This is a genomic window from Xanthomonas sp. NCPPB 1826 (assembly GCF_056725285.1).
Genome location: NZ_CM161521.1, coordinates 647473 through 670736, shown reverse-complemented (window position 1 = coordinate 670736; position 23264 = coordinate 647473). Strand labels below are relative to the sequence as shown.

Here is a 23264-nt window from a genome sequence, read left to right as displayed (position 1 = left end):
GGGCTTTGCGTCCGCCGCGTGCCGCGAGTAGCCTGTGCGCCATTGCACGCATTGCCGCCGCGCTCGCCTAGCGGGCGCGACAAGAAGGACCGGGGGGAAGTCGTCGTACGCCACATCACCGTGTCAGACGCGTTCGCCGTGATCGGTGGACGCTGCCTGCGCGGCCCGTCACTGCCTTCCCCACGCGCTGCAACATCTCGCTGTTGTTTACCACCCAAGGAGCTTCACCATGAGTGCCATCCCACCGCCGATCCATCCCTCGCCCAGCGCCGCACCGGGCCCGATTCCCAATCACCTGATCTGGGCGATCGTCTCCACCGTGCTCGGCTTCTGCCTGTGCTGCCCGGCCCTGATCACCGGCATCGTGGCGATCGTGTTCTCCAGCAAGGTCAACGGCCTGCTCAACCAGGGCGACATCGACGGCGCACGTCGCGCCTCCAACACCGCCAAGACCTGGTGCATCGTGACCAGCGTGCTGGCCGTCATCGGCCTGCTGATCAACATCGGCATGGTCGCCACCGGCGGCATGCAGGGCTACATGGACTACATGCAGCAGTTGCAGCACATGCAGTAATGGAACTGCGTCCACGCCACTGGCTTGGACTCGGGGCGGCCACCAGCGTGGCCGCCTTCGGCGTGTCGCTGCTGTATCGCTTCGATCCGAACGCGAGCAACAGCCCGTTCCCGCCCTGCGTGTTCCGTGCCGTGACCGGCTGCTACTGCCCCGGTTGCGGCATGACCCGCGCGTTGTATGCGCTGGTGCACTTCGATCTGCCCGGGGCCTTCGCAATGAACCCGGCCGCCGTGCTCGGCCTGTTCACCCTGCCCGGCCTGATCGCCTGGAAAGCCGGCTGGCGCTCGCGCTGGTTCGCACCGGTGGTGGCAGTGATGTCCGAGCCGAAGTTCTGGTTATGGGCGTTGCCGACGTATTGGGTTGCCAGGAATCTGCCTTGGTACCCGTTTACCTTGCTGGCACCGGGTTAGCAGGTCGCGAACAGCCGCGCGATCGGAATCAGGCTGCGCGCCTACCGCACCCAGCCGGCAATCACCAGCAACGCCAGCACCACCATCCACAGCAGCAGCACGCGCCAGACCAGGCTCATCGCATCGCGCACCTCCGGCAGCCGGCGCCAGACCGGCACCAGCCCCGAATCGGTGTAGTCGTGCGCTTCCTCGCGTAGTTCGGCACTGACGCTGGCACGCGCCACCGCACCGAGAAAATGTGGCTCCAGCGACCACCGATTGCCATGCGCTTCACGCCAGGCACGGAACACCGTGTCGAAATTGCCCACCAGCGCCATCGACACCGTGATCAACTGCGCCACCGGCCATTCCAGCGCGGCCAGCAGCCAGCGCGCGCCGGCCAGGTTGCGCGGCGGCAGCAGCACCGAGAGCGGGCTTTCCACCGCCAGCGCCGTCAGCCGATACAGCACCGCACCGAACGGCCCCATCAGCAAAAACCACCACAGCACCGCGAACCAGCGCCGCAACCCGTTGACCACCACCGCTTCCACCAGTGACGGCGCATCCTCGTGCACGCTGCCGCCGGCGGCCTGCAGCTGTGCGATCGCATCGCGGCGCGCGCCCGGTTCGTCGGCGTCGATCACCGCTTCCACATCGCGGTCCAGATCGCGCGGCCCCCAGGTCCAGGCCAGCACCGCTACGCCGAACAGCAAGGCCCAAAACCCGCGCCAGACATCGTCCAGCAGCCATTGCAGCAGCACGACCACCAGCAAGGCCGGCAGCAGCGCCAGCACCACGCCATAGCGCCCCTGCCACGCACCGCGCCCGGCAGCATGGCTGTCCAGCCGGCGCAGCCACTGGCCGAACCATTCGAAACGCCGCAGCCGCGCCACCTGGGCAGGCGCCAGGTGGCCCAACGCAAGTGCGACGACGACAGCAACCAGGGTGGTGAACATGGGTGGGCCTCCTCAGCCGAGTCTAGCCGAGCCGATGCAGGCGCACCCGATCTGCCTGCGCTGCAGCGCCCGCCACGGCTCAGCCATGCGCGCGATGCCAATGCTCGATCAGCGCCCGCGCGATGGAAATGCGCGGCGGCAGCCCGATCTGGCCTTCGCCGGCCAATGCCGCGGTGACCTCGGCATGGCTGACCCAGCGCGCGTCTTCCAGCTCACCGGTGACCTGTGGCACCTCGCTTGCCGCAGCGCGTGCGGTGAAGCCCAACATCAACGCGCCGGGGAACGGCCACGGTTGCGCGCCCAGGTAGCGGCAGTCCTGCACCTGCACGCGGGTTTCCTCGAACACCTCGCGCGCCACGGTCTGCTCCAGCGACTCGCCGGGTTCGACAAAGCCGGCAATCACCGAATAACGCCCCGGCGCCCAGCTTGCCTGCCGCCCCAGCAGCAAGCGCGCGCCATCGCTGACCGCCACGATGATCGCCGGGTCCACGCGTGGGTAATGCTCGGTCTGACATTGCGTGCAATGGGCGATGAAGCCGGCACGGCGGAACGCGATCGCCCCGCCGCAGACGCCGCAGAAACGCGTGCGCGACTGCCAGTGCAGCATTGCGCGCGCATAGGCAAAAGCAGTGGATATGTCTGCCGGCCAGTCGGCGGCGGCCTGGCGCAGGTCGATGCGCTGCGGCGCTTCCACACCGAGCACATCGGATGGCAGGCAGAACCAGCCGACGTCATCGCGCAGCCCAAGAAAGATCGCCCTGTCCGGCCCGTCGCCAAGCGCGGCACCGTCCATCAGCAGCGGCTGGCCATCCGCATCGGCCAGCGCAGTGCCCTTGGCATCGAGCAGCAGCACGCGGCCCTGCGGCCACAGACGCGCCAGCGCCGCTGGATCGTCGCGCAACAGATCGCCACGATCCAGCGGCGCATGGGTGAAGGCAAAACCGGAGGTTGAAAAAGAAGACTCTGACATCGGCGCAAGCCTGCCGATAATCGGCATCGCCCGCAAGCAGCGCACCATCGATGCAGGCCCGGCCGGCGGCGCGCGTTCAGACGTCGACACCGCCTGGCGCCCGCCGGGCGGTCATGAGCGCGTCACATCGCAGAGCAGGCCACGTGCGATCGACATGGTGTTGCAGCCATCCGGGTCCGAATCCCGGCATCTTCAGCCTGGTCGCCTGCGACAGCGACAAGGCTCCATCGCAGGGTGAGACATCCGGCGCCGATGCCTGACGCAACGATCATCCAGCGCTGTCAGCGACGCGCCCTCCCAGCCTCAGCGCTGCTTGTCCAGCAGTTGATGCCGCACGGCGACGATGCACGGTTCGTTGGTGGTCAGATGCACGAACGCCGAGTTGTCGTTGGGGTCGCCACTGCCGATGTCGACCAACGCTGCCTGGGTGCTGCCGCGATGCTTGAAAGCGGCAATCGCGGTCACCGCATTCTTCAGCGGGATGGTGGCGTCGTTGGACGAACCGCATAGCAGCGTCGGCGTCTGCGGCGCCCAGTCCAGCAGGTCGTTGCGTGCCAGGTCCTTGCGGAACGGATTGCCGGGGTTGCTGGCAAAGTCGCGATAGAACCCGGGCTGGAAGTACGCCTTGAGCTGATCGATCCCGGGCAGCGTATCGCCCAGGACCAGATCGGTCAGGCCCAGCTTGCCGGGGAACAGCGCCTCGACCCGGGCCGCCCACGGATCCTGGAACACCTGCCCGGCCGCCAGATAGATATTGCGATACGTGTGCTGCATCGCGACGATCGCGTAGCTGCCCAGGATGATGCCGAAGCTGCTTTCGCCAACCGCGTTGCTCCCGCTCCAGCTGTCCACGAAGGTCTGCTCCAGCGCGTAGGGCCCGGAGATCGGCGCGCTGGCGACCAGATGGAACTCCCTGGACAGATGCGCTTCGATCTCCCGCTGAGTTGCCAGTGCGGCATGGCCGCCTTGCGAATACCCCGACAGCATGACCTTGCCGGACAACGGCGTCTTCAAGCGCTGCAACACGCTGCGTGCCGCGCGCAAGGCATCGATCGTCGCACTGGCCTCGGTCGCGCTATGCAGGTAGGGATGGAAGCCGTAGCTGGATTGACCGAGCCCCAGATAATCGCTGCTGACCACCACATAGCCCTGGCTGGCCAGCCGTGTGACCAGCGGGTCGTCGCCCTTGGCGTCACGGATGTCCTTGGCCTGTTCCTCATTGCGGATCGTCGCTGTCGACCGCCCCCAGCCCAGCAACGGATACGGCCCGCTGCAACGCTCGCCACCTGGAATCAGCACCACGCCCGACGCAGTGGCCGGTTCGCCATCGACACCGACGGTGGCATAGGTGAACTCGGCCACGCGCACATTGCATCTGGGCTGTTCGGCCTGCGGCTCGGAGGTGAGCAATGCGGCAATCGCATCACGGGTGTAGCTGGTCAGGAAATTGCTGCTGAGCAAGCTGCCGCGTGCGGGCGATGCCTGCGCGCTGGATGCAAGCACTGCGCTGGCGATACCAAGCATGGCCAGCAGGCCCAGCGTCGATCGGGATCTGATCTGCAACATGGTGAGGCGTCTCTCGTGGATGACTGCAATGGGCAGGGGACTGGCGTGTCGAAGGATCAAGATCCGTTGTGCGATCAACGTACGCGGGCTGGGCGGCGTGGTGACTGCGCCATGGGGTGGAATCGGCGCGGCGCGCGGTACGCTCGGTCAACGCAGTGGCGACCGCCCGCGCGCGTCACGCAAGGCAAAACGCGATGCATGAATCCAAATCGGCATGTGCTGGCACCAGCGCTGGGCATGCGTGCAGTATCACCATCGCCGCACGCGGCCCAGCTCGCGCGCACGAAGCTTGCGCGCGCATGGCGAACCCCGCAGCAGGCGAATGTTCACAGCGCGTTGGACATGTACATCGATAGCGCGTGGCGCTTCGCCAGTGCATCTGCGCAGTGCATGGATCACATGGATCGGCGTTTGAAAATCCGCCCGGCTGCGGTGTCGTTGACCCGCAACACGCGTCGCACCAAGAGTCATACAGCGCGTGCGAGCGACGCACAGCGTGAGGCCGTATCGACACACTCACGCGACTGCCACTATCACCGCACCATGTCAGACCTGAGAACGTCGCAGGCAGCAGATTGCCCGCGACTCGACCGCAACATCACACACAAACAACCAGGCGCCAGCAACCGCGTCGATTCAGACGCTGAAGCTGCTCCCGCACCCACAGGTGGTCTTGGCGTTCGGATTGCGGATCACGAACTGCGCCCCGGTCAGGCTTTCGGTGTAGTCCACTTCGGCGCCCATCAGGTACTGCAGGCTCAGCGGGTCCACCAGCAGCGTCACCCCGTCGGTGGCCACGGCCAGGTCGTCCTCGGCGCGGTTCTCGTCGAACTCGAAGCCGTACTGGAAGCCGGAACAGCCGCCACCCTGGATGTAGACACGCAACGCCAGCTCGGCGTTGCCTTCTTCCTGGATCAGCTCGCGCACCTTGCTGGCGGCGGCCACGGAAAAGTTCAACGGCCGGTCGATGGACTGATAGTCCGGGGCCGGGGCGGCGGTGGGAAGCGAAACGAGCGTGCTCATGGCGTCAGCATGGGGGCCAGGCGGCCCCACTTCAAGCGCTGCTTGCCAAATCTGGGGCCCGCTTCAGCTGCAGGCCACACCCTCAAGCGTCGGCAGTCTCGGCCTGCAAGGCCTTGACCGGCTCGACGCGGCCGGCCTCCGGCGCCGGCAACGCGGCGGTCGCGCCAGCGGTGGCGGCATGGATCAGGCGGCCGGTGAGCTGCGCGCCGGCGCTCATCTCCACCACCTGGTAATGCACATTGCCCTGCACCCGCGCGTTGGCGGCCAGTTCGACCCGCTCGGCGGCATGCACGTCGCCGGTCAGCTGGCCATTGATGATTACCACCGGCGCGCGCACCTCGCCCTCGATGCTGCCCTGCTCGGCCACCGTCAAGGTGGCGCTGGCGCCGTCTTCGGCAATCACCTTGCCCAGGATGCGACCTTCCACATACAGCCCGCCGCTGAACATCAGGTCGCCGCGGATGACCACCTGCGGCCCGATCAAGGTGTCGACCACGGTCTGCGCACCACGGTTGGATTTGTTTCCGAACATCAGCTACTCCCCCGCGCCATTCCCGGCGACTTTCCAGTCGAATGTCTGATTGACCGGCGCCCCATCGCCGCTCAGGGAGATTTTGACACGTTGCGGAGTGAAATCCTTCGGCAGGATCACGCTGCCGTCCAATTGCTGGAAATAGCGGAACGAGTACGGCTGCCCGGCCGCATCCGGCTTCTGGTGCAACTCGTTCCAGCTCACCGTGACCAGCTTGCCGGCACGCACGCCTTCCACCGCAAAGCGCAGCTGGCCCTGGCTGATCGCGCCGCGGTTGAGGTTCTGGGTCAGCACCACGCTGTAATTCCAGGTGCCGCCGGCCTCGGCGGTGAATTGCACCGAGTGCGCGTTCAGCCCCTTGCGCTGCGCGGTGGAGCCCACCAGGCGCTCGTAAAACGCCACATCCGCGCGCAGTGCGGCGATCTGCTCGTCGCGCTCGGCCAGCGAGGCCTGCACCTCGGTATTGGCGGCGCGGCTGATCTTGTCGGACATCGCCAGGTTGACCTGGCGCTGCTGCAACTGCGCGATCTGCCGACGCTGCTGGGCCTGGTTGCGCTGCGCCTGCTGCAGCGCCGCCTCGGCCTCGACCAGACGCGGCGCGGCAGTGCGGCTGGCCATCCACCACGTCACGCCCAGCGACGCCAGCCACACCAGTGCGATCACCAGCCATAACCAGCGGCCGCGGGAACGGCCACCGCCGGAGTCACATTGGACGATCTGAACGCGTGCGGCTGGTCGCATGGGCATCGGGTCCGGACGGGCCGGCGCAGTCATGGGCGGCGTAGTGTGCCAGAGCGCCACTGACCGTCGTGCTGGCGCTGGACCGGCGGTTATCCCAAAGTTCTGCGATAGTTCTGCAATTGTTTGCAGAGATCGACAACGCCATGAGCGAAGCCCATCTGTTCGTGATCGGCATCCTGCTGGCCTGGCTGGCCGGCATCCGTGTCTATCTCACCGTGTTCGGTGTCGGCCTGGCCGGCCTGCTCGGCTGGATCGAGCTGCCACCCGCCCTGCACCCGGCACAGTCGTGGTGGGTGCTGGGCACCTCCGGTGCACTGGCGGTGGCCGAATTCTTCGCCGACAAGATTCCCGGCGTGGATTCGGGCTGGGATCTGCTGCAGACGCTGGCACGTGTGCCGGCCGGCGCCTTTCTGGCCGCGGCCACGCTGTCGCCGGACGGTGATCTGAGCACGGGCGTGCTGGCCGCCGGCGCCGGCGTGGCGCTGACCAGCCATACCCTCAAGGCCGGCACCCGCGCCTTGCTCAACACCTCGCCGGAACCGGCCAGCAACTGGGTCGCCTCGCTGGCCGAAGACACCATCACCACCACCGCGCTGGCGCTGGCACTGGCGCACCCGTGGCTGGCACTCAGTGTTGCGGTGGGCTCCAGCGTGCTGGCCACGCTGGTTGTGGGGTGGGTCTGGCGACTGCTGTGGCGGGGCATGCGCCGGCTGGTCGCGCCGATGCGTTCCACCACCACGCCGGCTGCACGTCGCTCCCCGCTATCGTGAAGTTCATCGCATAATCATCGCGACTGCAGGGAGTATCGATGGCCGCCCGAGATCCGGTTCCTTTCACCCGTGACGACACCGCCACGCGCAATCGTCCACTGCGCGCCGAGACACCGCCGGCCGACTATTGGCGCCGCTGGGCCGACGAGGCCGCGGCGGCGTCCACCGTTGCCGAGCCGGTGAGCGCGGCCATCATCCCGGCGCCTGCGCTCGCTGCCGCACCCGCAATGATCGTGCCGATGGCGACAGCGCAGTCCGCTGCTCAAGGCAGCAGCGCGCACGCGACGGCCGCAGCGCCGACGCCAACGACTGCCTCAACCCCGCGCGAGGGCGATGACAACGTCGCCGCCGACGCGCCGTACCGCGTGCTGATCGTCGAGGACGACCGCTCGCAGGCGTTGTTTGCGCAGAGCGTGCTGCACGGCGCCGGCATGCATGCACAGGTGGAAATGACCGCCGCCAGCGTGCCGCAGGCGATCCAGGACTACCACCCGGATCTGATCCTGATGGATCTGCACATGCCCGAGCTGGACGGCATCCGCCTGACCACCCTGATCCGCCAGCAGCCGGGCCAGCAATTGCTGCCGATCGTATTTCTCACCGGCGACCCGGATCCGGAGCGTCAGTTCGAAGTACTCGACAGCGGCGCCGACGATTTCCTGACCAAGCCGATCCGCCCACGTCACCTGATCGCCGCAGTCTCCAACCGCATCCGCCGCGCACGCCAACAGGCGCTGCAGCAGGCCGGCGAACCGGTTAGCGTGCGCAGCAATCCGGAAACCGGCCTGCCGACGCGCGGCCATGTGATGGAACTGCTGGCCGATGCGCTGGCGCGCAAGCAGGCCGGCGGCCTGTTCTTCATCGAAATCGCCAGCGCACTAGGCCTGCGCGAGCGCTACGGCTATGCCGCCTACGAGCGCCTGATGACCCAGGCCGGGCATCGCCTGGCCAGCGCCGCGCACCCGTATCCACTGGCGCGCTTGAACGACAACAGCTTCCTGCTGCTGGGCGTGGACATGCCCGAATCCAGCCTGGAACAGCACGCGCTGGAGATCCGCCAGCGGCTGTCGGCGCATGCCTTCCCGGTGCGCGAGGAAGAATCGGTGCACGTGCGCTGCGCCATCGGCGTGGCACCGCTGGGCCTGGGCTTCGACGACACCGGCAGCGCGTTGGAAGCGGTCGAGCGCACTGCGCTGCAGGCACGCCTGCGCAGCGACGGCGTGCAGGCCTATCTGGCCCCCAGCCAGGCCGAACAACAGGAGCAACTGCGCCTGGTCGAAGGCCAGCTCGAACTGGCCTATCAACCGATCGTGGCGGTGGCCGGCGGCGACACCGCGCAATACCAGGTGCTGCTGCGGCTGCGCCAGGCCGACGGCACGCTGCTGTCGGCCGGCCAGGTGATTCCCGCCGCCGAAGCGGCCGGACGCATCGCCGATCTCGACCAGCAGGTCATGGACCACGCGCTCGGCCTGCTGCATCTGTACCAGCACGCCCACCCGCCGCTGCGGCTGTTCGTGTCGCAGTCGCCACGCACGCTGGCACGCGACGCCTTTGCCGACTGGCTGCTCAAGGCGCTGCTCGAGCGCGGCGTGGCCGGGCAATCGTTGATCGTCGACCTGCGCCTGGACGATGCCCTGATCCACGTGGTCACCGTGCAGCAGTTCTGCGCCAAATTGATGCCGGCCGGCGTGCAGTTCTGCCTGAGCCAGTTCGAGCCCGGCGACGAAGCCAACGCGCTGCTGGGCCAGTTGCCGCTGAGCTTCGTGCGCATGGCCAACCGCTTCGCCGATGCCCACGGCAACGCGGCAGTCCGCGACGAACTGCGCAGCGTGATCAATATCGCCCATCAGCGCGGCCTGCTGATCATCGGCCAACGCATCGAAGATCCGCAGGCGGCCGCGGCGATGTGGATGAGCGGCGTGGACTTCATCCAGGGCAACCTGGTGCAGACGGTCGGCAAGGAACTGGACTTCGACTTCACGAACGCGGTGCTCTGAGTGACAGCGCGGGCAGGAGGCCTCCGCGCCTGGAGCAGCCTGGCCACGCTGACCGCGCTGGTCGCTGCGCTGGGTGCCGGCCTGCAGTGGTCGGCCATCGACGGGCCGTGGCGCGCAGTGACGGCGCTCTCTGCAGCACTGACGGTGGTATTTGGTCTATGCGCCGCAGTTGCCGGCTACCGCAGCGCGCGCGCGCAACGCGCCCTGTCACAACGCCTGGAAGAAGCCGACGTTGCCCGTGAACGCCTGCAGCAGGAGCTGCAGCGTCACGGCGCGCTCGAACAGGAACTGTTGCGCGCCAAGCAGACCGCCGAGGCCGCCACGCTGGCCAAGGGTGAATTCCTGGCCACCATGAGCCACGAGATCCGCACCCCGCTCAACGGCATCATTCCGATGCTGGAACTGATCTCCAGCGGCCAGCTCAGCCTGGACCAGCGCGACATGCTGCAGACCGCCACCGGCAGCTCGCTGCAGCTGCTGCGCATCGTCGACGACATCCTCGACTACTCCAAACTCGAAGCCAACAAGCTCGAACTGGAGATCACCACCTTCAACCTGCGCGAGCTGCTGGACGGCGTCGTGCAGCTATTGCAGCGCACCGCCGAAGGCAAGCAGCTGCGCCTGGGGCTGGATATCGAACCGTCGGTGCGCCTGCTGGTGCGCGGCGACCCGATCCGCCTGCGCCAGGTGCTGGGCAACCTGATCGGCAATGCGATCAAGTTCACCGAGCGCGGCAGCGTCGACATCCAGCTGCGTCGCCTGGGCGAAACCCGCGCCCAGCATCTGCTGCGCTTCCAGGTGCGCGACACCGGCATCGGCATCGCCCCGGATCAGCAGGCACGCCTGTTCCGCTCATTCGCCCAGGCCGACGCCTCCACCACCCGCCTGTACGGCGGCACCGGCCTGGGGCTGGCGATCTGCAAGCGCATCATCGACCTGATGGGCGGCCGCATCGGCGTGGAGTCCGAGCCTGGGCGCGGCGCCACGTTCTGGTTCGAAATCCCGCTGCTCAAGGTCATCGGCGACCTGCAGCACAACACCGGTGCCGATGCCGCGCGGGTGATGGTGATCAGTTCCGACACCCGCCTGTCGCAACGCCTCAAGCGCCTGCTCGACAGCTGGGGCGTGTCGCACGTGCTGATGGAAACCACCCAGGAAGCATTGGAGCGGGTGCGTCGCCACAGCGACAGCGAAGGCTTCCGCTGCGTCATCGCCGACCACGACACGCTGCGCTACAGCGCACGCGCCGTGCATCGCGCACTTGCGCGCCCGGACGATCTCAGCGGCGCGCGCCTGATCTGGCTGTACGGCGACGAGCCGGTGCCGTCCGAGCTGCAGGACAATGCCACCCTGGTGCCGCGCCAGAGCCCGGACGAGACCCTGCGCTCGCTGGTGCTGCCGCCCGAGCCAAGGCCGGCCCACGCGGCCACGCTGGCCGCGGCGATGATTCCCGAGCCGATGGCGCCCGCGCTGGCCAACGCGCGCGACGTGCACATCCTGCTGGTGGAAGACAACCCGGTGAACCTGCTGGTCGCGCAGAAGCTGCTGGCCGTGCTCGGCTTCGACGCCGATACGGCCACCGATGGCGAAGCCGCGCTGAGCAGCATGGAGTCCACCCGTTACGACATGGTCTTCATGGATTGCCAGATGCCGGTGCTGGACGGCTATGCCGCCACCCGCCGCTGGCGCGCGATGGAAACCGAGAGCGGTGGCCGCCCGATCCCGATCGTGGCGATGACCGCCAACGCCATGGCCGGCGATCGCGAACGCTGCCTGGCCGCCGGCATGGACGACTATCTGTCCAAACCGGTTGCCCGCGAGCAGCTCGACGCCTGCCTGCAACGCTGGCTGCCGCGCCAACCATTGCTGCCTGGCCCGGCCACCGGCAGCCAGGCCACAGGCGACCCCGAAAGCGCCAGCAGCGCCGCGCAGGCGCGCGCCCTGCCGATCCTGGACAACAGCGTGATCGAGGAGCTGTACGAGGTGGCGGGCGCGGACACCATCACCATCCTGCAGCTGTTCCTGGAAGACGCGCCGGGCATCATTGAGCGCCTGGAAACCGCAGCCACCAACCGCGACAGCATGCAGCTGCGCGATCTGGCGCATACGCTCAAATCCTCCAGCGCCAACGTCGGCGCCAAGGCGCTGGCCAATGCCGCGCGCCGGATCGAACTGGCCGCGCGCACCGGCACCATCGAACGCCCCTCGGTGATGGTGGCGCTGGTCATCGCCGAATACGCACGCGCCCGCCTGGCGCTGCTCGGCCAGGTCGCCCGCCTGCAGGCCAAGACCCGCACAGCCGGCTGAACCGCGCAAGCCTGCAGCCGACGACAACAACCGGCCAGGCGACACAGTCGAAGACATCCTGCGAAGAAAAATCTCGCCCCGCTCTCGCCGCGGCGAGAAGGCAGGGTTTGCGCGCCACTGGCGTGCGTGCCCTGGAGCGCCCGCGTCGCAAACGCGGGCCCGGGGGCGCGGAAAGAGGTGGGGGTTGAGGTGCGCGCGCATCCAAATGCGGCCAGCCACAGCGACAGCACGACACCCATGCAGCGCCCGCAGCGCCTGCATGCTCCCCAGCAGTGCAGACGCTTACTGACTCAGACCCTCTTGCGCTGATCCCGACACACTGCTGACCAGCACCGCACCGAGCTCCCTCAGTCGTCCAGCTTGGTCAGCAGGTAATTCGGCTCGCCGATGCGCGCCACCAGATCCAGCTGCGTTTCCAGCCAGTCGATGTGCTCTTCTTCCGACTCCAGGATGTCCACCAGCAGCTGGCGGCTCACGTAATCGTTGACGGTCTCCGCATAGGCCACGGCCTCGCGCAGCACCGCAACCCCCTCGCGCTCCAGCGCCAGATCGCAGCGGAACATCTCGGTGGGGTTCTCGCCGATGCGCAACTTGCCCAGCGCCTGGAAATTCGGAAGTCCTTCGAGAAACAGGATGCGGTCGGACAGCTTGTCCGCATGCTTCATCTCGTCGATGGATTCCTTGTACTCATGCTCGGCCAGTTCTTTCAGGCCCCAGTTCTTCAGCATCTTGGCGTGCAGAAAGTACTGGTTGATCGCAGTGAGTTCGTTGTAGAGCACCTTGTTGAGGTACTCGATGACCTTGGTATCGCCCTTCATGCGATGTCTCCGAGACAGTGAGCCGGCCGCACTGTAGCGCGTTGCCGCGGCGCATGAAGGAACGCGAATCGTGATCAGTTGCGCGACGCCTGCCCGATCCCGGGTGGGCCGTCATCCGGCCTGTCGCAACAGCGGAGCGCGCATCGATCATTTGCCGAGCGATCGTTGCAGACTGCCGATCGAACCATGACTGCAGTCGGCGCCGAACCGACCGCGTGACCGGCAGCGAGGAAGGCGACCTATCGATTGCGCGTTGGTGGCGCGAGGGGAAAACGGCAGTGGGAGCCAGCAACCCGGCAACCCGTCTGCGGCAATCTGTTATCGACCCCGCGCGAGCACGCTGGAAGGCGCTCAGGCAGCGCTGGCAAGTCCCAGCATGGGCAGCGGCAGGGCGCGGCTCGCATGGGCCTGGCTCAGCACGTCGCCCGCCATTTCCAGGCACGACCCACAGTTCGAACCACAGCCGGTGCGCATGGTCAGCTCGGCCAGGCTGGCGCAGCCATTCTCGGCCGCTTCGCGGATCTGGTGGTCGGTGACCCCATTACAGATGCAGACGTACACGGTATCGGTCGGGTGCTGGCGATCCGGAGAGGACCGGGACCGATTGCACCGCAAACGAGAATAGGTGTCAATTCCAAACGTTAATCATTATTAATCCGCACCGCGCGAGGCCCGCCCCGCTTGCGTGGGCGCTTGCGCGGACTGTCATGTCCGGCCGCGCTGCTGCCCGGCAACCACGCTTCCAGCGCACGCTCGGGCATCACCCCGACCGCCGCGGAGCCCGCGATGGTCTGCGCCAACGGAGCCAGATGACGCAGCGCGCGCGCATAGACCCCGCGCTTGAACATCACCACGTGCTCGACCGGATACCAGAAATCCACCCAGCGCCAGTGATCGAACTCCGGCGTGTCGGTGTGGTCGAGCTTGAGATGGGATTCGTGGCCGGTGAACTGCAGCAGAAACCACACCTGCTTCTGGCCGATGCAGACCTGACGCTCGTTGCGCCGTACTGCCCGGCTAGGCAGGCGATAGCGCAGCCACCCAGGGGTGGCACCGAGCAATTCGACATGCTCGGGCAACAACCCGGTTTCTTCGCGCAACTCGCGGTACATGGCTTCTACGGGTGTCTCATCGGTATTCATGCCACCTTGCGGGAACTGCCAGCCGTCCCTGCGCACACGTCGTGCCCAGAACACCTGACCATCCTCTCGCATCAGCACGATGCCGACGTTTGGCCGGAAACCGTCCGGATCGATCACGATGCGGACTCCTGAAAATCTACTGTCACCGACTCTGCCACGGCGACGGCCGGCTCACAAGCTGAAAACGAAATGCTTGACAACACGCGAGCGCTTGGTAAGAATTGCCGGCTCCCTAGGCTATGTAGCTCAGCCGGTTAGAGCACAGCACTCATAATGCTGGGGTCGGTGGTTCGAGTCCACCCATAGCCACCAAGGTGTTCATGCGCACACAGGCATGCAATAATCTTGGCCAACACGTTTTATTGCCCCGTCGCCAAGCGGTAAGGCACCTGACTCTGACTCAGGCATCGGTGGTTCGAATCCATCCGGGGCAGCCAAACACGAAAGGTCCGATCTGACGATCGGGCCTTTTTTGTTGCCCGATTACTTCTGCCCAGCACAGCGGGGATGGAGCGCGCACGCAACCGTGCGCCCCGAGGTCGAATAGCGATTGCCGCAGGCGACGCCCCACCCCGCCCTCGTCCGGCAGAGGGGATACTGCGTCAGCCAGGCGCCCAGCAGAAGCGCCACCTTAGAACTGGCCACTCGCAGGCATCACCCCCGCCGCCGCGCGCAGGCGCCGCCACCGCGGGCTCTTGCTACGAGATGGCCATCCACCATTTACGGAAGCGGCCGGGCCCGGCCAAAGAAAACCTGTCTCGCAAGACAGCGAGTCATAGGCTACCGACAACAGGCTCCCACTGCGCAGACCCCAAAACGACAAAAGCCCGGCATGGCCGGGCTTTTGAAGCAGGCGCCCCGGCGAACCGGGACGCAACAAACGCGATGGATCAGCGCTTGGAGAACTGGGTCGCGCGACGGGCCTTGTGCAGACCGACCTTCTTACGCTCGACTTCGCGGGCGTCACGGGTCATGAAGCCAGCCTTGCGCAGCTCGGACTTCAGGGTTTCGTCGTACTCGACCAATGCACGGGCGATGCCCAGACGGATCGCACCGGCCTGACCGGTGGTGCCGCCGCCGGAGGCGGTGACCAGGATGTCGAAGCTTTCGGTGTTCTTGGTGAGTTCCAGCGGCTGACGCACGATCATGCGTGCAGTCTCACGACCAAAGAACTCGTCCAGCGGACGGTCGTTGACGGTGATGTTGCCGGTACCCTTGCGCAGGAACACGCGAGCGGTGGAGGACTTGCGGCGGCCAGTGCCGTAGTTTTGCGTGATAGCCATGATTAGATATCCAGAACTTGCGGCTGCTGGGCGGCGTGCGGATGATCGGCACCCGAATAGACCTTGAGCTTGCGGTACATGGTGCGGCCCAGGGGGCCCTTCGGCAGCATGCCCTTGACGGCGATTTCGATCACGCGCTCCGGGTGGCGCTCCAGCGCCTGCTCCAGGCTCTCGGTCTTGAGGTTACCGATGTAGCCGGTGAAGCGGTGATACTTCTTGTCTTTCAGCTTGTTGCCCGTGACCACGATCTTTTCGGCATTGATCACCACGAGGTAATCGCCGGTATCGACGTGCGGGGTATAAACCGGCTTGTGCTTGCCGCGCAGACGGCGGGCCAGTTCGGTGGACAGACGGCCGAGCGTCTTGCCGGCGGCGTCAACGAGATACCAGTCGCGCTGGACGGTCTCGGACTTGGCGGTGAACGTAGTCATGAGAAAACTCTTGATTGGTCGGGCGGATTGCAGCGGCAATGACCGCTGGAACTTTGCCACGCGTTGTGAAGGCGAAACAGAAGAGGCGGGATTGTACGGGACGATACAAGGCCACGCAAGTCGCCGGCCGGCCGGATTGCTGGCGGTTGGCAGCGGCTCGGTCCGGGGCCAGAATCGACGCATGACCCAGATCTCCTCTTTCCGACTGCATAGCCCGCTCGACCGGCTGCTGGTCGAAGCCCAGCGCGCGCTGGACACGGTATTCGGCAATCCGCCCGCCGAGCGGCCCAACCCGGCCGCCGACACCCCCGACGTCGCACTGGAACCGGATCAGCGTCGCCACGCCGCCGGCTTGATGCGGATCAACCACGTCGGCGAAGTCTGCGCGCAAGGCCTGTATTTCGGCCAGGCCGCGGTCGCCCGCGATGCCCACACCCAGCACCATCTACTGGAGGCGGCGCAGGAAGAAACCGACCATCTGGCCTGGTGTGCCGACCGCCTGCACGAGCTGGACAGCCGCCCCAGCCTGTTCAACCCGCTCTGGTACGCAGGCAGCTACGCGCTCGGCGCCCTGGCCGGATTGCGCGGCGACGACTGGAGCCTGGGCTTCGTGGTCGAAACCGAGCGCCAGGTCGAAGCGCATCTGGACGAACACCTGGAAACCCTCCCCGAGGTCGACCAGCGCAGCCGCGCGATCCTGCGCGTGATGAAGATCGACGAGGCCCGCCACGCCGACCAGGCCGAACAGGCCGGCGCGCGTATCCTCCCGCCCCCGATCCCCAGCGCCATGGCCCTGGCCTCCAAGCTGATGAAAGCGGTGGCGTACCGGCTGTAGCCGGTGGGGATTGGGGATTGGGGATTGGCGGCTGGCGGCGCCTAGCAAACTTATGCCCCACACCTCGCAACACCCCACTGGAGCAGAGCCCCCTTCTGTTAAGGGGGCGCGCCGAAGGCGGGGGGATAGGCTGCTACGAAGTGGGGCCCAAGGTTTGCTACGCAAACCTTGGGGGGTCAGGCCTGCGAAGCAGGACTGACCACGACTACCCCACCAGCTTCAGCCCGATCACCCCGGCCACGATCAGGCCGATGCAGGCCAGACGCGACCATGACGCGCTGTCGCCGAACAGCGCGATGCCGGCAATGGTCACGCCCAGCGCGCCGATCCCGGTCCAGATCGCGTAACCGGTGCCGACCGGAATGGTCTTCAGTGCCTGGGTCAGGAACCACAGGCTGATGCCCGCCAGACCGATCGTCAGCACGGTCGGCCACAGGCGGGTGAAGCCGTCGCTGTACTTCAGGCCCATGGCAAAACCAATTTCGAACAGGCCGGCCAGCAGCAGATAGATCCAGGGCATCGCATCACTCCTCACTTGAAAAACGCACAAAAAAAAAGCGACCCAGTGTTTGCACACTGGGCCGCCGTCGGCTGTGGAACGCGAGGTCATCGCGTGGCGGGCCGTCCCGCCTTGGTTCTTTCGCGCGCCTGCAGGCAGGTCGCACAACAGCTCGCTCGCTGCGCTTACTCGCTCAGGTTGCGTCCGTGGAACAGTTCTTCGATCTCGCGCTTGAGCAGCGTTTCGATCTTCATGCGCTCCTTGAACGAGAGGTTCTTGGCGCGCTCCTCGAACAGGTACTGGTCCAGGTCGAAGTCCTTCAGGTGCATCTTGGTGTGGAAGATGTTTTCCTGATAGACGTTCACGTCGAACATCTCGTAGCGCGACTTGACGTTCTTGGCGAGGAAGTGCTGGATCGAGTTGATCTTGTGGTCGATGTAGTGCTTCTTGCCCTTCACATCGCGGGTGAAGCCACGGACGCGGTAGTCCATGATCACGATGTCCGACTCCAGGCTCTCGATCAGGTAGTTCAGCGCCTTCAACGGCGAGATCACGCCGCAGGTGGCGACGTCGATATCGGCGCGGAACGTGGCGATGCCTTCCTGCGGATGCGTCTCGGGGTATGTATGGACAGTGATATGACTTTTGTCCATATGAGCAACCACGGCATCGGAGATCAGCTCCTTACCAGCCTGCTTCTTGTCGATGACGGGCTCTTCCGAGATCAGGATGGTGACCGATGCGCCCTGCGGATCGTAGTCCTGACGTGCGATATTGAGGATGTTGGCGCCAATGATCTCGGCAACATCGGTCAGGATCTGCGTCAGACGATCGGCGTCGTACTGCTCATCGATATATTCGATGTAGCGCTGACGCTCCTCTTCGGTACGCGCGTAACAGACGTCGTAGATGTTGAAGCTCAACGCCTTGGTGAGGTTGTTGAACCCCTGTAGCCTCAGGCGAGGCAACGGCTTGACCACGTCGGTCTGTCCTTATGGAAGGCGGGAAAGGAAACAATTATGAGCCAAAGATCCCAGCAACGAAATGCCGATGTTAAGAATGGTTTACCTTGCATGACTCATGCCGTTAAGCTTCAGGAATTACACGCGGAACTACCATGAGCCCAGGAAACACGACGGTTGTGACTACGACGGTACGTAACGCTACCCCTTCTCTGGCGCTGGACGCGGGCACGATCGAGCGTTTCCTGGCGCACAGCCATCGCAGGCGCTATCCGACCCGGACCGATGTGTTCCGGCCAGGAGACCCGGCTGGCACCCTCTACTACGTGATCAGTGGCTCGGTGAGCATCATTGCCGAGGAAGATGACGATCGTGAGTTGGTGCTGGGCTACTTCGGTAGCGGCGAGTTCGTCGGCGAGATGGGGTTGTTCATCGAATCCGATACCCGCGAGGTGATCTTGCGCACCCGCACCCAGTGCGAGCTGGCCGAGATCAGCTACGAGCGGCTGCAGCAGCTGTTCCAGACCAGTCTGTCGCCGGATGCGCCGCGCATCCTGTACGCGATTGGCGTTCAGCTGTCCAAGCGGTTGCTCGATACCACAAGGAAAGCCAGCCGCCTGGCGTTCCTGGACGTAACCGACCGCATCGTGCGCACCCTGCACGACCTGTCCAAGGAGCCGGAAGCGATGAGTCACCCGCAGGGCACCCAGCTGCGTGTATCGCGGCAGGAACTGGCACGGCTGGTGGGTTGTTCGCGCGAAATGGCCGGGCGCGTGCTCAAGAAGCTGCAGGCCGACGGCCTGCTGCATGCACGTGGCAAGACCGTCGTGCTCTACGGCACCCGCTAAGCGGTTGTGGTCGCGGCTGGTGCAGCACTGCACCAGCCGCAGCTTGAACCGCATGCCGCACAGTATGCGAACCGATGCAGTCGGGCGCGTTCCACCGCCGCACTGCGCGCATGCTATGCATTACTAGCTACTTACCCTTCCCTGCTGCTTCGGCGGGTTTGGCGTGACCGGTAAATCTTGGTGACAGCCACCGTATGCGCGCGAAGCAAGCCGTGTGTCTGCGCGGTAGCTGCCGAGCTCGAATACCTGCCGTGCCCGCCAGGCTGCGCGCCGCTACCGGCGCCAGGCGCTACAGCGCCTTGCCACCGCGATCGCGACATCCCCAGTTGAGGATCGGCGTGCCGGCCGGCAGCACCTGCCGGAACAGCGCTTCGCGATTGGCCTTCGGATTGACCACCACCGGCGCGCGCGCAGCCTTCAACAGCGGCAGATCCGCGGTGCTGTCCGAATAGGCAATGGCGATGTCGGCATAGCCGCGCTCGCGCAGCATGCGCATCTTCTCTTCGTTGTGGCAGTGACGTCGCGCGGTGACCGCACCCAGGCGTGGGCCGACCAGGCTGCCGATCACCGGCACGTCCTGATGGGCGACAAAGCCGAGAATCGCGCGCGCCAGTTCCGGCGGCGCGCCGGTGGCCACCACCACGCGGTCGCCGGCAGCGCGGTGGTCGGTGAACACCTTCAAGGCATGCGGCAACAGGCGCTGCCGGATCTGCGCCTCATGCTTGAGCACGTACGCATCGATGAAACGGTTGAACTCGCGCGTACGGTGCAGGCCGAAGGTGGCGATCCACACATACCCGGACACGCCGCGGCGGCGGGTCGGCAGCATCGCCACCATCGGGCCGAGGATTGGCGAGGCCAGCAGCGCCACCAGCAGACGCAAGGGGTTGCGCTTGATCAGCCAGGCGAACAGATGGCTGCCGGAGTCGCCGTCATACAGCGTGTGGTCGAAATCGAAGACCACCAGCGGTGCGTCGTCGCGCGGTACGGGATACGCCTCAGTCATGCGCGAAGAATAGCTGACGCAGCGACTCGCCGGGTTCGGGCGCGCGCATGAAGGTCTCGCCGACCAGAAACGCATTCACGCCTTGGCTGCGCATCAACTGCACATCGGCCGGAGTGACGATGCCGCTTTCGGTGACCAGGATGCGGTCGCGCGGCACGGCGGCGCGCATGTCCAGCGTGGTCTGCAGCGTCACCTCGAAGGTGCGCAGATTGCGGTTGTTGATGCCCACCAGCGGCACCGGCACCTGCACCGCGCGCTCCAGCTCGTCGATGTCGTGCACTTCCACCAGCACGTCCAGGCCCAGTTGCATGGCCAGGCCGGAGAGCTCGGCCAGTTGCCCATCGTCCAGTGCCGAGACGATCAGCAGGATGCAATCGGCGCCGAGCACGCGCGCCTCGTAGACCTGGTAGGGGTCGACAGTGAAGTCCTTGCGCAGCACCGGCAGCGTGCAGGCCTCGCGCGCCTGGCGCAGATAGGCATCGGCGCCCTTGAAGAAGTCCACATCGGTCAACACCGACAGGCAGCTGGCGCCGCCGAATTCATAGCTGACCGCAATGTCGGCCGGGTGGAAGTCGGGCCGGATCACGCCCTTGGACGGGCTGGCCTTCTTCACCTCGGCGATCACCGCCGGCTCGCCGGCGGCGATGCTGGCCTGCATGGCAGCAGCGAAACCGCGCGTGAGCGGCAGGTCGGCGCTGCGCGCGATCAGCTCGGCCAGCGGCACGCGCGCACTGCGCTCGGCGATTTCTTCGGCCTTGCGGGCGAGGATGGTGTTGAGGATGTCGCTCATCGTTTCGGGTCCTGGCGGGCGGGCATTATCGGTCAAGACGGCCGCAACTGACCGCCACGCGCCGGCGCGCAGCATGCCAGCGGGATTGTGAGGATGCCGAGGCCATGCCTGCCGGTGCGGTGGGAAGGGTCAGGCCTGCGGGGCAATCTGCCGGGTGAAGGCGACATAGGCGTCCAGCTTTGCACGCGCCGAGCCATCGGCCAGGACTGCACGCGCACGCACGACGCCGTCGGCGATGCTGTCGGACACGCCTGCCACGTACAGCGCCGCCCCGGCATTGAGCGCAACGATGTCCAGCGCCGGGCCGGGCACATTGTCGAGCACCTGCAGCAGCATCGTGCGCGACTGCGCGGCATCGGCCACCTTGAGATTGCGGCTGGCCGACATGGCAATGCCGAAATCCTCCGGATGCACTTCGTATTCGCGCACCTGGCCATCGCGCAGTTCGCCGACCAGGGTGCCGGCACCCAGCGAGAGTTCGTCCATGCCATCGCGGCCCCACACCACCAGCGCGCGCTCGGCACCGAGTTCCTGCAGCACGCGCGCCTGGATGCCGACCAGGTCCGGATGGAACACGCCCATCAGGATGTTCGGCGAGCCGGCCGGGTTGGTCAGCGGGCCGAGGATGTTGAAGATGGTGCGCACGCCCATTTCGCGGCGCACCGGCGCCACCACCTTCATGGCCGGATGATGCACCGGCGCATACATGAAGCCGATACCGGTCTGCGCCAGCGAGGCGGCAACCTGCTCGGGCTGCAGCTCGATCGCCGCGCCCAGCGCCTCCAGCGCGTCGGCACTGCCGGACTTGGAAGAGACGCTGCGATTGCCGTGCTTGGCGACCTTGGCACCACCGGCGGCGGCCACGAACATGGCGCAGGTGGAGATGTTGAAGGTATGCGAGCCATCGCCGCCGGTGCCGACGATGTCGACCATATGCCGGCGATCATCCACGTCCACGCGACGCGAGAACTCGCGCATCACCGTAGCTGCGCCGGCGATCTCGCCGATGGTTTCCTTCTTGACCCGCAGCCCGGTGAGGATGGCGGCGACCATCATGTCCGAGACCTCGCCACGCATGATCTGGCGCATCAACTCGACCATTTCGTCGTGGAAGATTTCGCGGTGTTCGATGGTGCGTTGCAGGGCTTCTTGCGGGGTGATGGGCATGGACGAGGACCGTGGCAAAACGTGAGAAAGAATAGGCGGCAGCGAGCTTGATCAATCAATCCTGGCGCTGCGGTCGCGCATGGCGGCAATGCCCTGCAGCGACGCGGCGCGCAGCGCTCACTGGCCCGGGCGCCGCATGCGGAAGCGTGCCTGCGCCTGCACTTCGAAATAGTCGGCGGCGCCGCCGGCGCGCAGAATCGTCTGCACGGCTGCGGGATCGTAGATGCCGTCCTGCAACGCCGCGTGCGCCAGATGCACGCCGACCACTTCGCCCAGGACCAGCCAGGTTTCGATGGCCTGCCCGGCTGCGCTCTGCAGCGGCAACAGCTGGCTAAGCCGGCATTCGAAACTGACCGGACTGGCCGCCACGCGCGGGGCACCGATCAGCCGCGATGGCGCCATCTGCAGCTCGGCCAATCCGAACTCGTCGACCTCCGCCGGCACCATCGCCGCACTGGCGTTCATCGCCTCGGCCAATGGGCGCGTGGCCAGGTTCCAGCTGAACTCGCCGGTGGCTTCGATATTGCGCAGGCTGTCCTTGCGGCCGATGCTGGCGAAACCGACGATCGGCGGCACGTAGTTGAACGCATTGAAGAAGCTGTAAGGCGCCAGATTGGCGATGCCCTCGGCGCTGCGCGAGCCGATCCAGCCGATCGGCCGCGGACCGACGATGGCGTTGAACGGATCGTGCGGCAGCCCGTGGCCCTGGCCTGGTTCGTAGAAGTGGAAGCTATCGCTGGCGGTGCTCATCGTGATCCGGATGCAGGTGTGAACGAAGCGAAGTGGGAAATCAGCTGCACGCTGGCGCGCAGCTGATTGCGGGCATTGCGCGCGCGGGTCGCCGGTGTATCGACGGTGCTGACGACCGCATCGAGACTGACGAAGGTTACGGCGGCCCTTGCGACGTGCGCGCTGCGCATTTCGATCAACGCTGCAGGAAGTTTTTCAGCAAGGCCTGACCGTGCTGGGTCAGGATCGACTCGGGATGGAACTGTACGCCTTCGACCGGAAACTGGCGATGGCGCAGGCCCATGATCTCTTCGATCGAGCCATCCGGATTCTCGGTCCAGGCGGTGACTTCCAGCGCGTCGGGCAAGGTGGTCTTGTCCACCACCAGCGAGTGGTAGCGGGTGGCTTCGTAGCTGTCCGGCAGGCCGGCGAACACGCCCTTGCCCTGGTGGCGGATCGGCGAGGTCTTGCCATGCATGATGTTGTCGGCGCGGATCACATCGCCGCCATAGACCTGCCCGATGCTTTGATGCCCCAGGCACACACCCAGGATCGGCGTGGTCTGGCCCAGCTGCTCGATCAGCTGCAGCGAGATACCGGCCTCGTTCGGGGTGCACGGGCCGGGCGAGATCACGATGCGCTCGGGCCTGAGCGCGGCGATCTGATCCACGCTCATCGCGTCGTTGCGCACCACCGTGACCTCGGCGCCCAGCGCCTGCAGGTACTGCACGAGGTTGTAGGTAAAGCTGTCGTAGTTGTCGAGCATCAGTAACATTTCAGGCCTATCTCTTTGTTTTTAAAGGGCAACAGCCCGAAACAACCCGCCGATACCCGCCCTGATCCCTTTCAACCCGCCTGGATACCCAAGCGGCCGGGGAGCGAGCAACACCGGAGCATATCTTCGCACGGGCTCGCTCAGCGCTCCTGTG

The 23264-nt window shown here is 65.9% G+C and carries 25 protein-coding genes and 2 tRNA genes; 9 read left to right on the top strand and 18 right to left on the bottom strand.

Annotation, left to right across the window (positions count from 1 at the left end; translation table 11 throughout):
- Window positions 1-229: 229 nt before the first annotated feature.
- Window positions 230-574 (top strand): CD225/dispanin family protein, encoded by a 345-nt coding sequence (locus tag AC1PLA_RS02935; RefSeq protein ID WP_016902410.1) that lies wholly within the window; start codon window positions 230-232, stop codon window positions 572-574.
- Window positions 574-984 (top strand): DUF2752 domain-containing protein, encoded by a 411-nt coding sequence (locus AC1PLA_RS02930; protein ID WP_104576671.1) that lies wholly within the window; start codon window positions 574-576, stop codon window positions 982-984. Before AC1PLA_RS02935 ends, AC1PLA_RS02930 begins: the two co-directional genes overlap by 1 nt.
- A 41-nt stretch (window positions 985-1025) precedes the next feature.
- Here the strand turns inward: AC1PLA_RS02930 and AC1PLA_RS02925 are convergent, their stop codons facing one another.
- The 6 genes from AC1PLA_RS02925 to AC1PLA_RS02900 form a co-directional block, all read right to left on the bottom strand.
- The gene (locus AC1PLA_RS02925) at window positions 1026-1919 is read right to left on the bottom strand and encodes a hypothetical protein (protein WP_481105557.1); all 894 of its coding nucleotides are present in this window, start codon (window positions 1917-1919) and stop codon (window positions 1026-1028) included.
- A gap of 79 nt (window positions 1920-1998) precedes the next feature.
- Window positions 1999-2889 (bottom strand): NAD(+) diphosphatase, encoded by an 891-nt coding sequence (gene nudC / locus AC1PLA_RS02920; protein ID WP_481105556.1) that lies wholly within the window; start codon window positions 2887-2889, stop codon window positions 1999-2001.
- Between the two features lie 303 nt (window positions 2890-3192).
- Window positions 3193-4455: a lipase family protein gene (locus AC1PLA_RS02915; protein ID WP_481105555.1), complete on the bottom strand. Its 1263-nt coding sequence runs from the start codon at window positions 4453-4455 to the stop codon at window positions 3193-3195.
- 636 nt (window positions 4456-5091) lie between these two features.
- A complete protein-coding gene (erpA, locus tag AC1PLA_RS02910) occupies window positions 5092-5478 on the bottom strand; it encodes an iron-sulfur cluster insertion protein ErpA (RefSeq protein ID WP_024938186.1) in 387 nt (128 codons plus the stop codon).
- 82 nt (window positions 5479-5560) lie between these two features.
- Window positions 5561-6010 carry a bactofilin family protein gene (locus AC1PLA_RS02905; protein WP_039513525.1) on the bottom strand — a complete coding sequence of 150 codons (450 nt, stop codon included), beginning with the start codon at window positions 6008-6010 and terminating at the stop codon, window positions 5561-5563.
- A 3-nt stretch (window positions 6011-6013) separates the two neighbouring features.
- Window positions 6014-6751, bottom strand: a complete 738-nt coding sequence (locus AC1PLA_RS02900; RefSeq protein ID WP_349779750.1) for a DUF6776 family protein — start codon at window positions 6749-6751, stop codon at window positions 6014-6016.
- 143 nt (window positions 6752-6894) lie between these two features.
- On the opposite strand from AC1PLA_RS02900, the gene AC1PLA_RS02895 reads away from it, so the two are divergent.
- The 3 genes from AC1PLA_RS02895 to AC1PLA_RS02885 are packed head-to-tail and all read left to right on the top strand — an operon-like array spanning window position 6895 to window position 11825.
- Window positions 6895-7521: a DUF4126 domain-containing protein gene (locus AC1PLA_RS02895; RefSeq protein WP_349779751.1), complete on the top strand. Its 627-nt coding sequence runs from the start codon at window positions 6895-6897 to the stop codon at window positions 7519-7521.
- 38 nt (window positions 7522-7559) lie between these two features.
- Window positions 7560-9518, top strand: a complete 1959-nt coding sequence (locus AC1PLA_RS02890) for an EAL domain-containing protein (protein WP_481105554.1) — start codon at window positions 7560-7562, stop codon at window positions 9516-9518.
- A gap of 39 nt (window positions 9519-9557) precedes the next feature.
- On the top strand, window positions 9558-11825 hold the full coding sequence (locus tag AC1PLA_RS02885) for an ATP-binding protein (RefSeq protein WP_349793481.1): 2268 nt from the start codon (window positions 9558-9560) through the stop codon (window positions 11823-11825).
- 347 nt (window positions 11826-12172) lie between these two features.
- Here AC1PLA_RS02885 and bfr read toward each other — a convergent pair whose 3' ends face one another.
- From bfr to AC1PLA_RS02870, 3 genes are all read right to left on the bottom strand, one after another.
- Window positions 12173-12643 carry a bacterioferritin gene (gene bfr / locus AC1PLA_RS02880; RefSeq protein WP_481105553.1) on the bottom strand — a complete coding sequence of 157 codons (471 nt, stop codon included), beginning with the start codon at window positions 12641-12643 and terminating at the stop codon, window positions 12173-12175.
- Between the two features lie 351 nt (window positions 12644-12994).
- Window positions 12995-13204: a (2Fe-2S)-binding protein gene (locus AC1PLA_RS02875; RefSeq protein ID WP_024938191.1), complete on the bottom strand. Its 210-nt coding sequence runs from the start codon at window positions 13202-13204 to the stop codon at window positions 12995-12997.
- Between the two features lie 80 nt (window positions 13205-13284).
- Window positions 13285-13902: an RNA pyrophosphohydrolase gene (locus AC1PLA_RS02870; protein WP_024938192.1), complete on the bottom strand. Its 618-nt coding sequence runs from the start codon at window positions 13900-13902 to the stop codon at window positions 13285-13287.
- 118 nt (window positions 13903-14020) lie between these two features.
- Here AC1PLA_RS02870 and AC1PLA_RS02865 point away from each other — a divergent pair.
- A tRNA-Met gene (locus tag AC1PLA_RS02865) sits at window positions 14021-14097 on the top strand.
- A 51-nt stretch (window positions 14098-14148) separates the two neighbouring features.
- Window positions 14149-14222 (top strand) — tRNA-Gln (locus AC1PLA_RS02860).
- A gap of 453 nt (window positions 14223-14675) precedes the next feature.
- Here the strand turns inward: AC1PLA_RS02860 and rpsI are convergent.
- Together rpsI and rplM are read right to left on the bottom strand one after the other, a co-directional pair.
- Window positions 14676-15068 carry a 30S ribosomal protein S9 gene (rpsI, locus tag AC1PLA_RS02855; RefSeq protein ID WP_016902423.1) on the bottom strand — a complete coding sequence of 131 codons (393 nt, stop codon included), beginning with the start codon at window positions 15066-15068 and terminating at the stop codon, window positions 14676-14678.
- Between the two features lie 2 nt (window positions 15069-15070).
- Window positions 15071-15499, bottom strand: coding sequence for a 50S ribosomal protein L13 (rplM, locus tag AC1PLA_RS02850; protein ID WP_481105552.1), 429 nt, complete (start codon window positions 15497-15499; stop codon window positions 15071-15073).
- A 181-nt stretch (window positions 15500-15680) separates the two neighbouring features.
- Here rplM and coq7 point away from each other — a divergent pair, with 181 nt between their 5' ends.
- A complete protein-coding gene (gene coq7 / locus AC1PLA_RS02845; RefSeq protein ID WP_039514749.1) occupies window positions 15681-16334 on the top strand; it encodes a 2-polyprenyl-3-methyl-6-methoxy-1,4-benzoquinone monooxygenase in 654 nt (217 codons plus the stop codon).
- Window positions 16335-16539: 205 nt separating this feature from the next.
- Here the strand turns inward: coq7 and AC1PLA_RS02840 are convergent, their stop codons facing one another.
- Both AC1PLA_RS02840 and speD read right to left on the bottom strand, forming a co-directional pair.
- The gene (locus tag AC1PLA_RS02840; RefSeq protein ID WP_003483069.1) at window positions 16540-16854 is read right to left on the bottom strand and encodes a DMT family transporter; all 315 of its coding nucleotides are present in this window, start codon (window positions 16852-16854) and stop codon (window positions 16540-16542) included.
- A gap of 164 nt (window positions 16855-17018) precedes the next feature.
- The gene (gene speD / locus AC1PLA_RS02835) at window positions 17019-17813 is read right to left on the bottom strand and encodes an adenosylmethionine decarboxylase (RefSeq protein WP_005990692.1); all 795 of its coding nucleotides are present in this window, start codon (window positions 17811-17813) and stop codon (window positions 17019-17021) included.
- A 137-nt stretch (window positions 17814-17950) separates the two neighbouring features.
- Between speD and crp the strand changes: the two genes are divergently transcribed.
- On the top strand, window positions 17951-18643 hold the full coding sequence (crp, locus tag AC1PLA_RS02830; protein WP_024938194.1) for a cAMP-activated global transcriptional regulator CRP: 693 nt from the start codon (window positions 17951-17953) through the stop codon (window positions 18641-18643).
- 289 nt (window positions 18644-18932) lie between these two features.
- On the opposite strand, the gene AC1PLA_RS02825 is transcribed toward crp, so the two are convergent.
- The 5 genes from AC1PLA_RS02825 to AC1PLA_RS02805 all read right to left on the bottom strand — a co-directional run bounded on the left by AC1PLA_RS02825 (window position 18933) and on the right by AC1PLA_RS02805 (window position 23110).
- Window positions 18933-19649, bottom strand: a complete 717-nt coding sequence (locus AC1PLA_RS02825; RefSeq protein ID WP_016902427.1) for a haloacid dehalogenase-like hydrolase — start codon at window positions 19647-19649, stop codon at window positions 18933-18935.
- Complete coding sequence (gene trpC, locus AC1PLA_RS02820; protein ID WP_481105551.1) at window positions 19642-20514, bottom strand: indole-3-glycerol phosphate synthase TrpC; 873 nt, start codon at window positions 20512-20514, stop codon at window positions 19642-19644. The genes AC1PLA_RS02825 and trpC overlap by 8 nt, the downstream gene beginning before the upstream one ends.
- Before the next feature lie 54 nt (window positions 20515-20568).
- A complete protein-coding gene (gene trpD / locus AC1PLA_RS02815; protein WP_039518637.1) occupies window positions 20569-21606 on the bottom strand; it encodes an anthranilate phosphoribosyltransferase in 1038 nt (345 codons plus the stop codon).
- 117 nt (window positions 21607-21723) lie between these two features.
- Window positions 21724-22356 (bottom strand): flavin reductase family protein, encoded by a 633-nt coding sequence (locus tag AC1PLA_RS02810; RefSeq protein ID WP_481105550.1) that lies wholly within the window; start codon window positions 22354-22356, stop codon window positions 21724-21726.
- A gap of 175 nt (window positions 22357-22531) precedes the next feature.
- Entirely contained in the window at window positions 22532-23110 is a 579-nt protein-coding gene (locus AC1PLA_RS02805) for an anthranilate synthase component II (RefSeq protein ID WP_016902431.1), read from the bottom strand.
- Window positions 23111-23264: the final 154 nt, after the last annotated feature.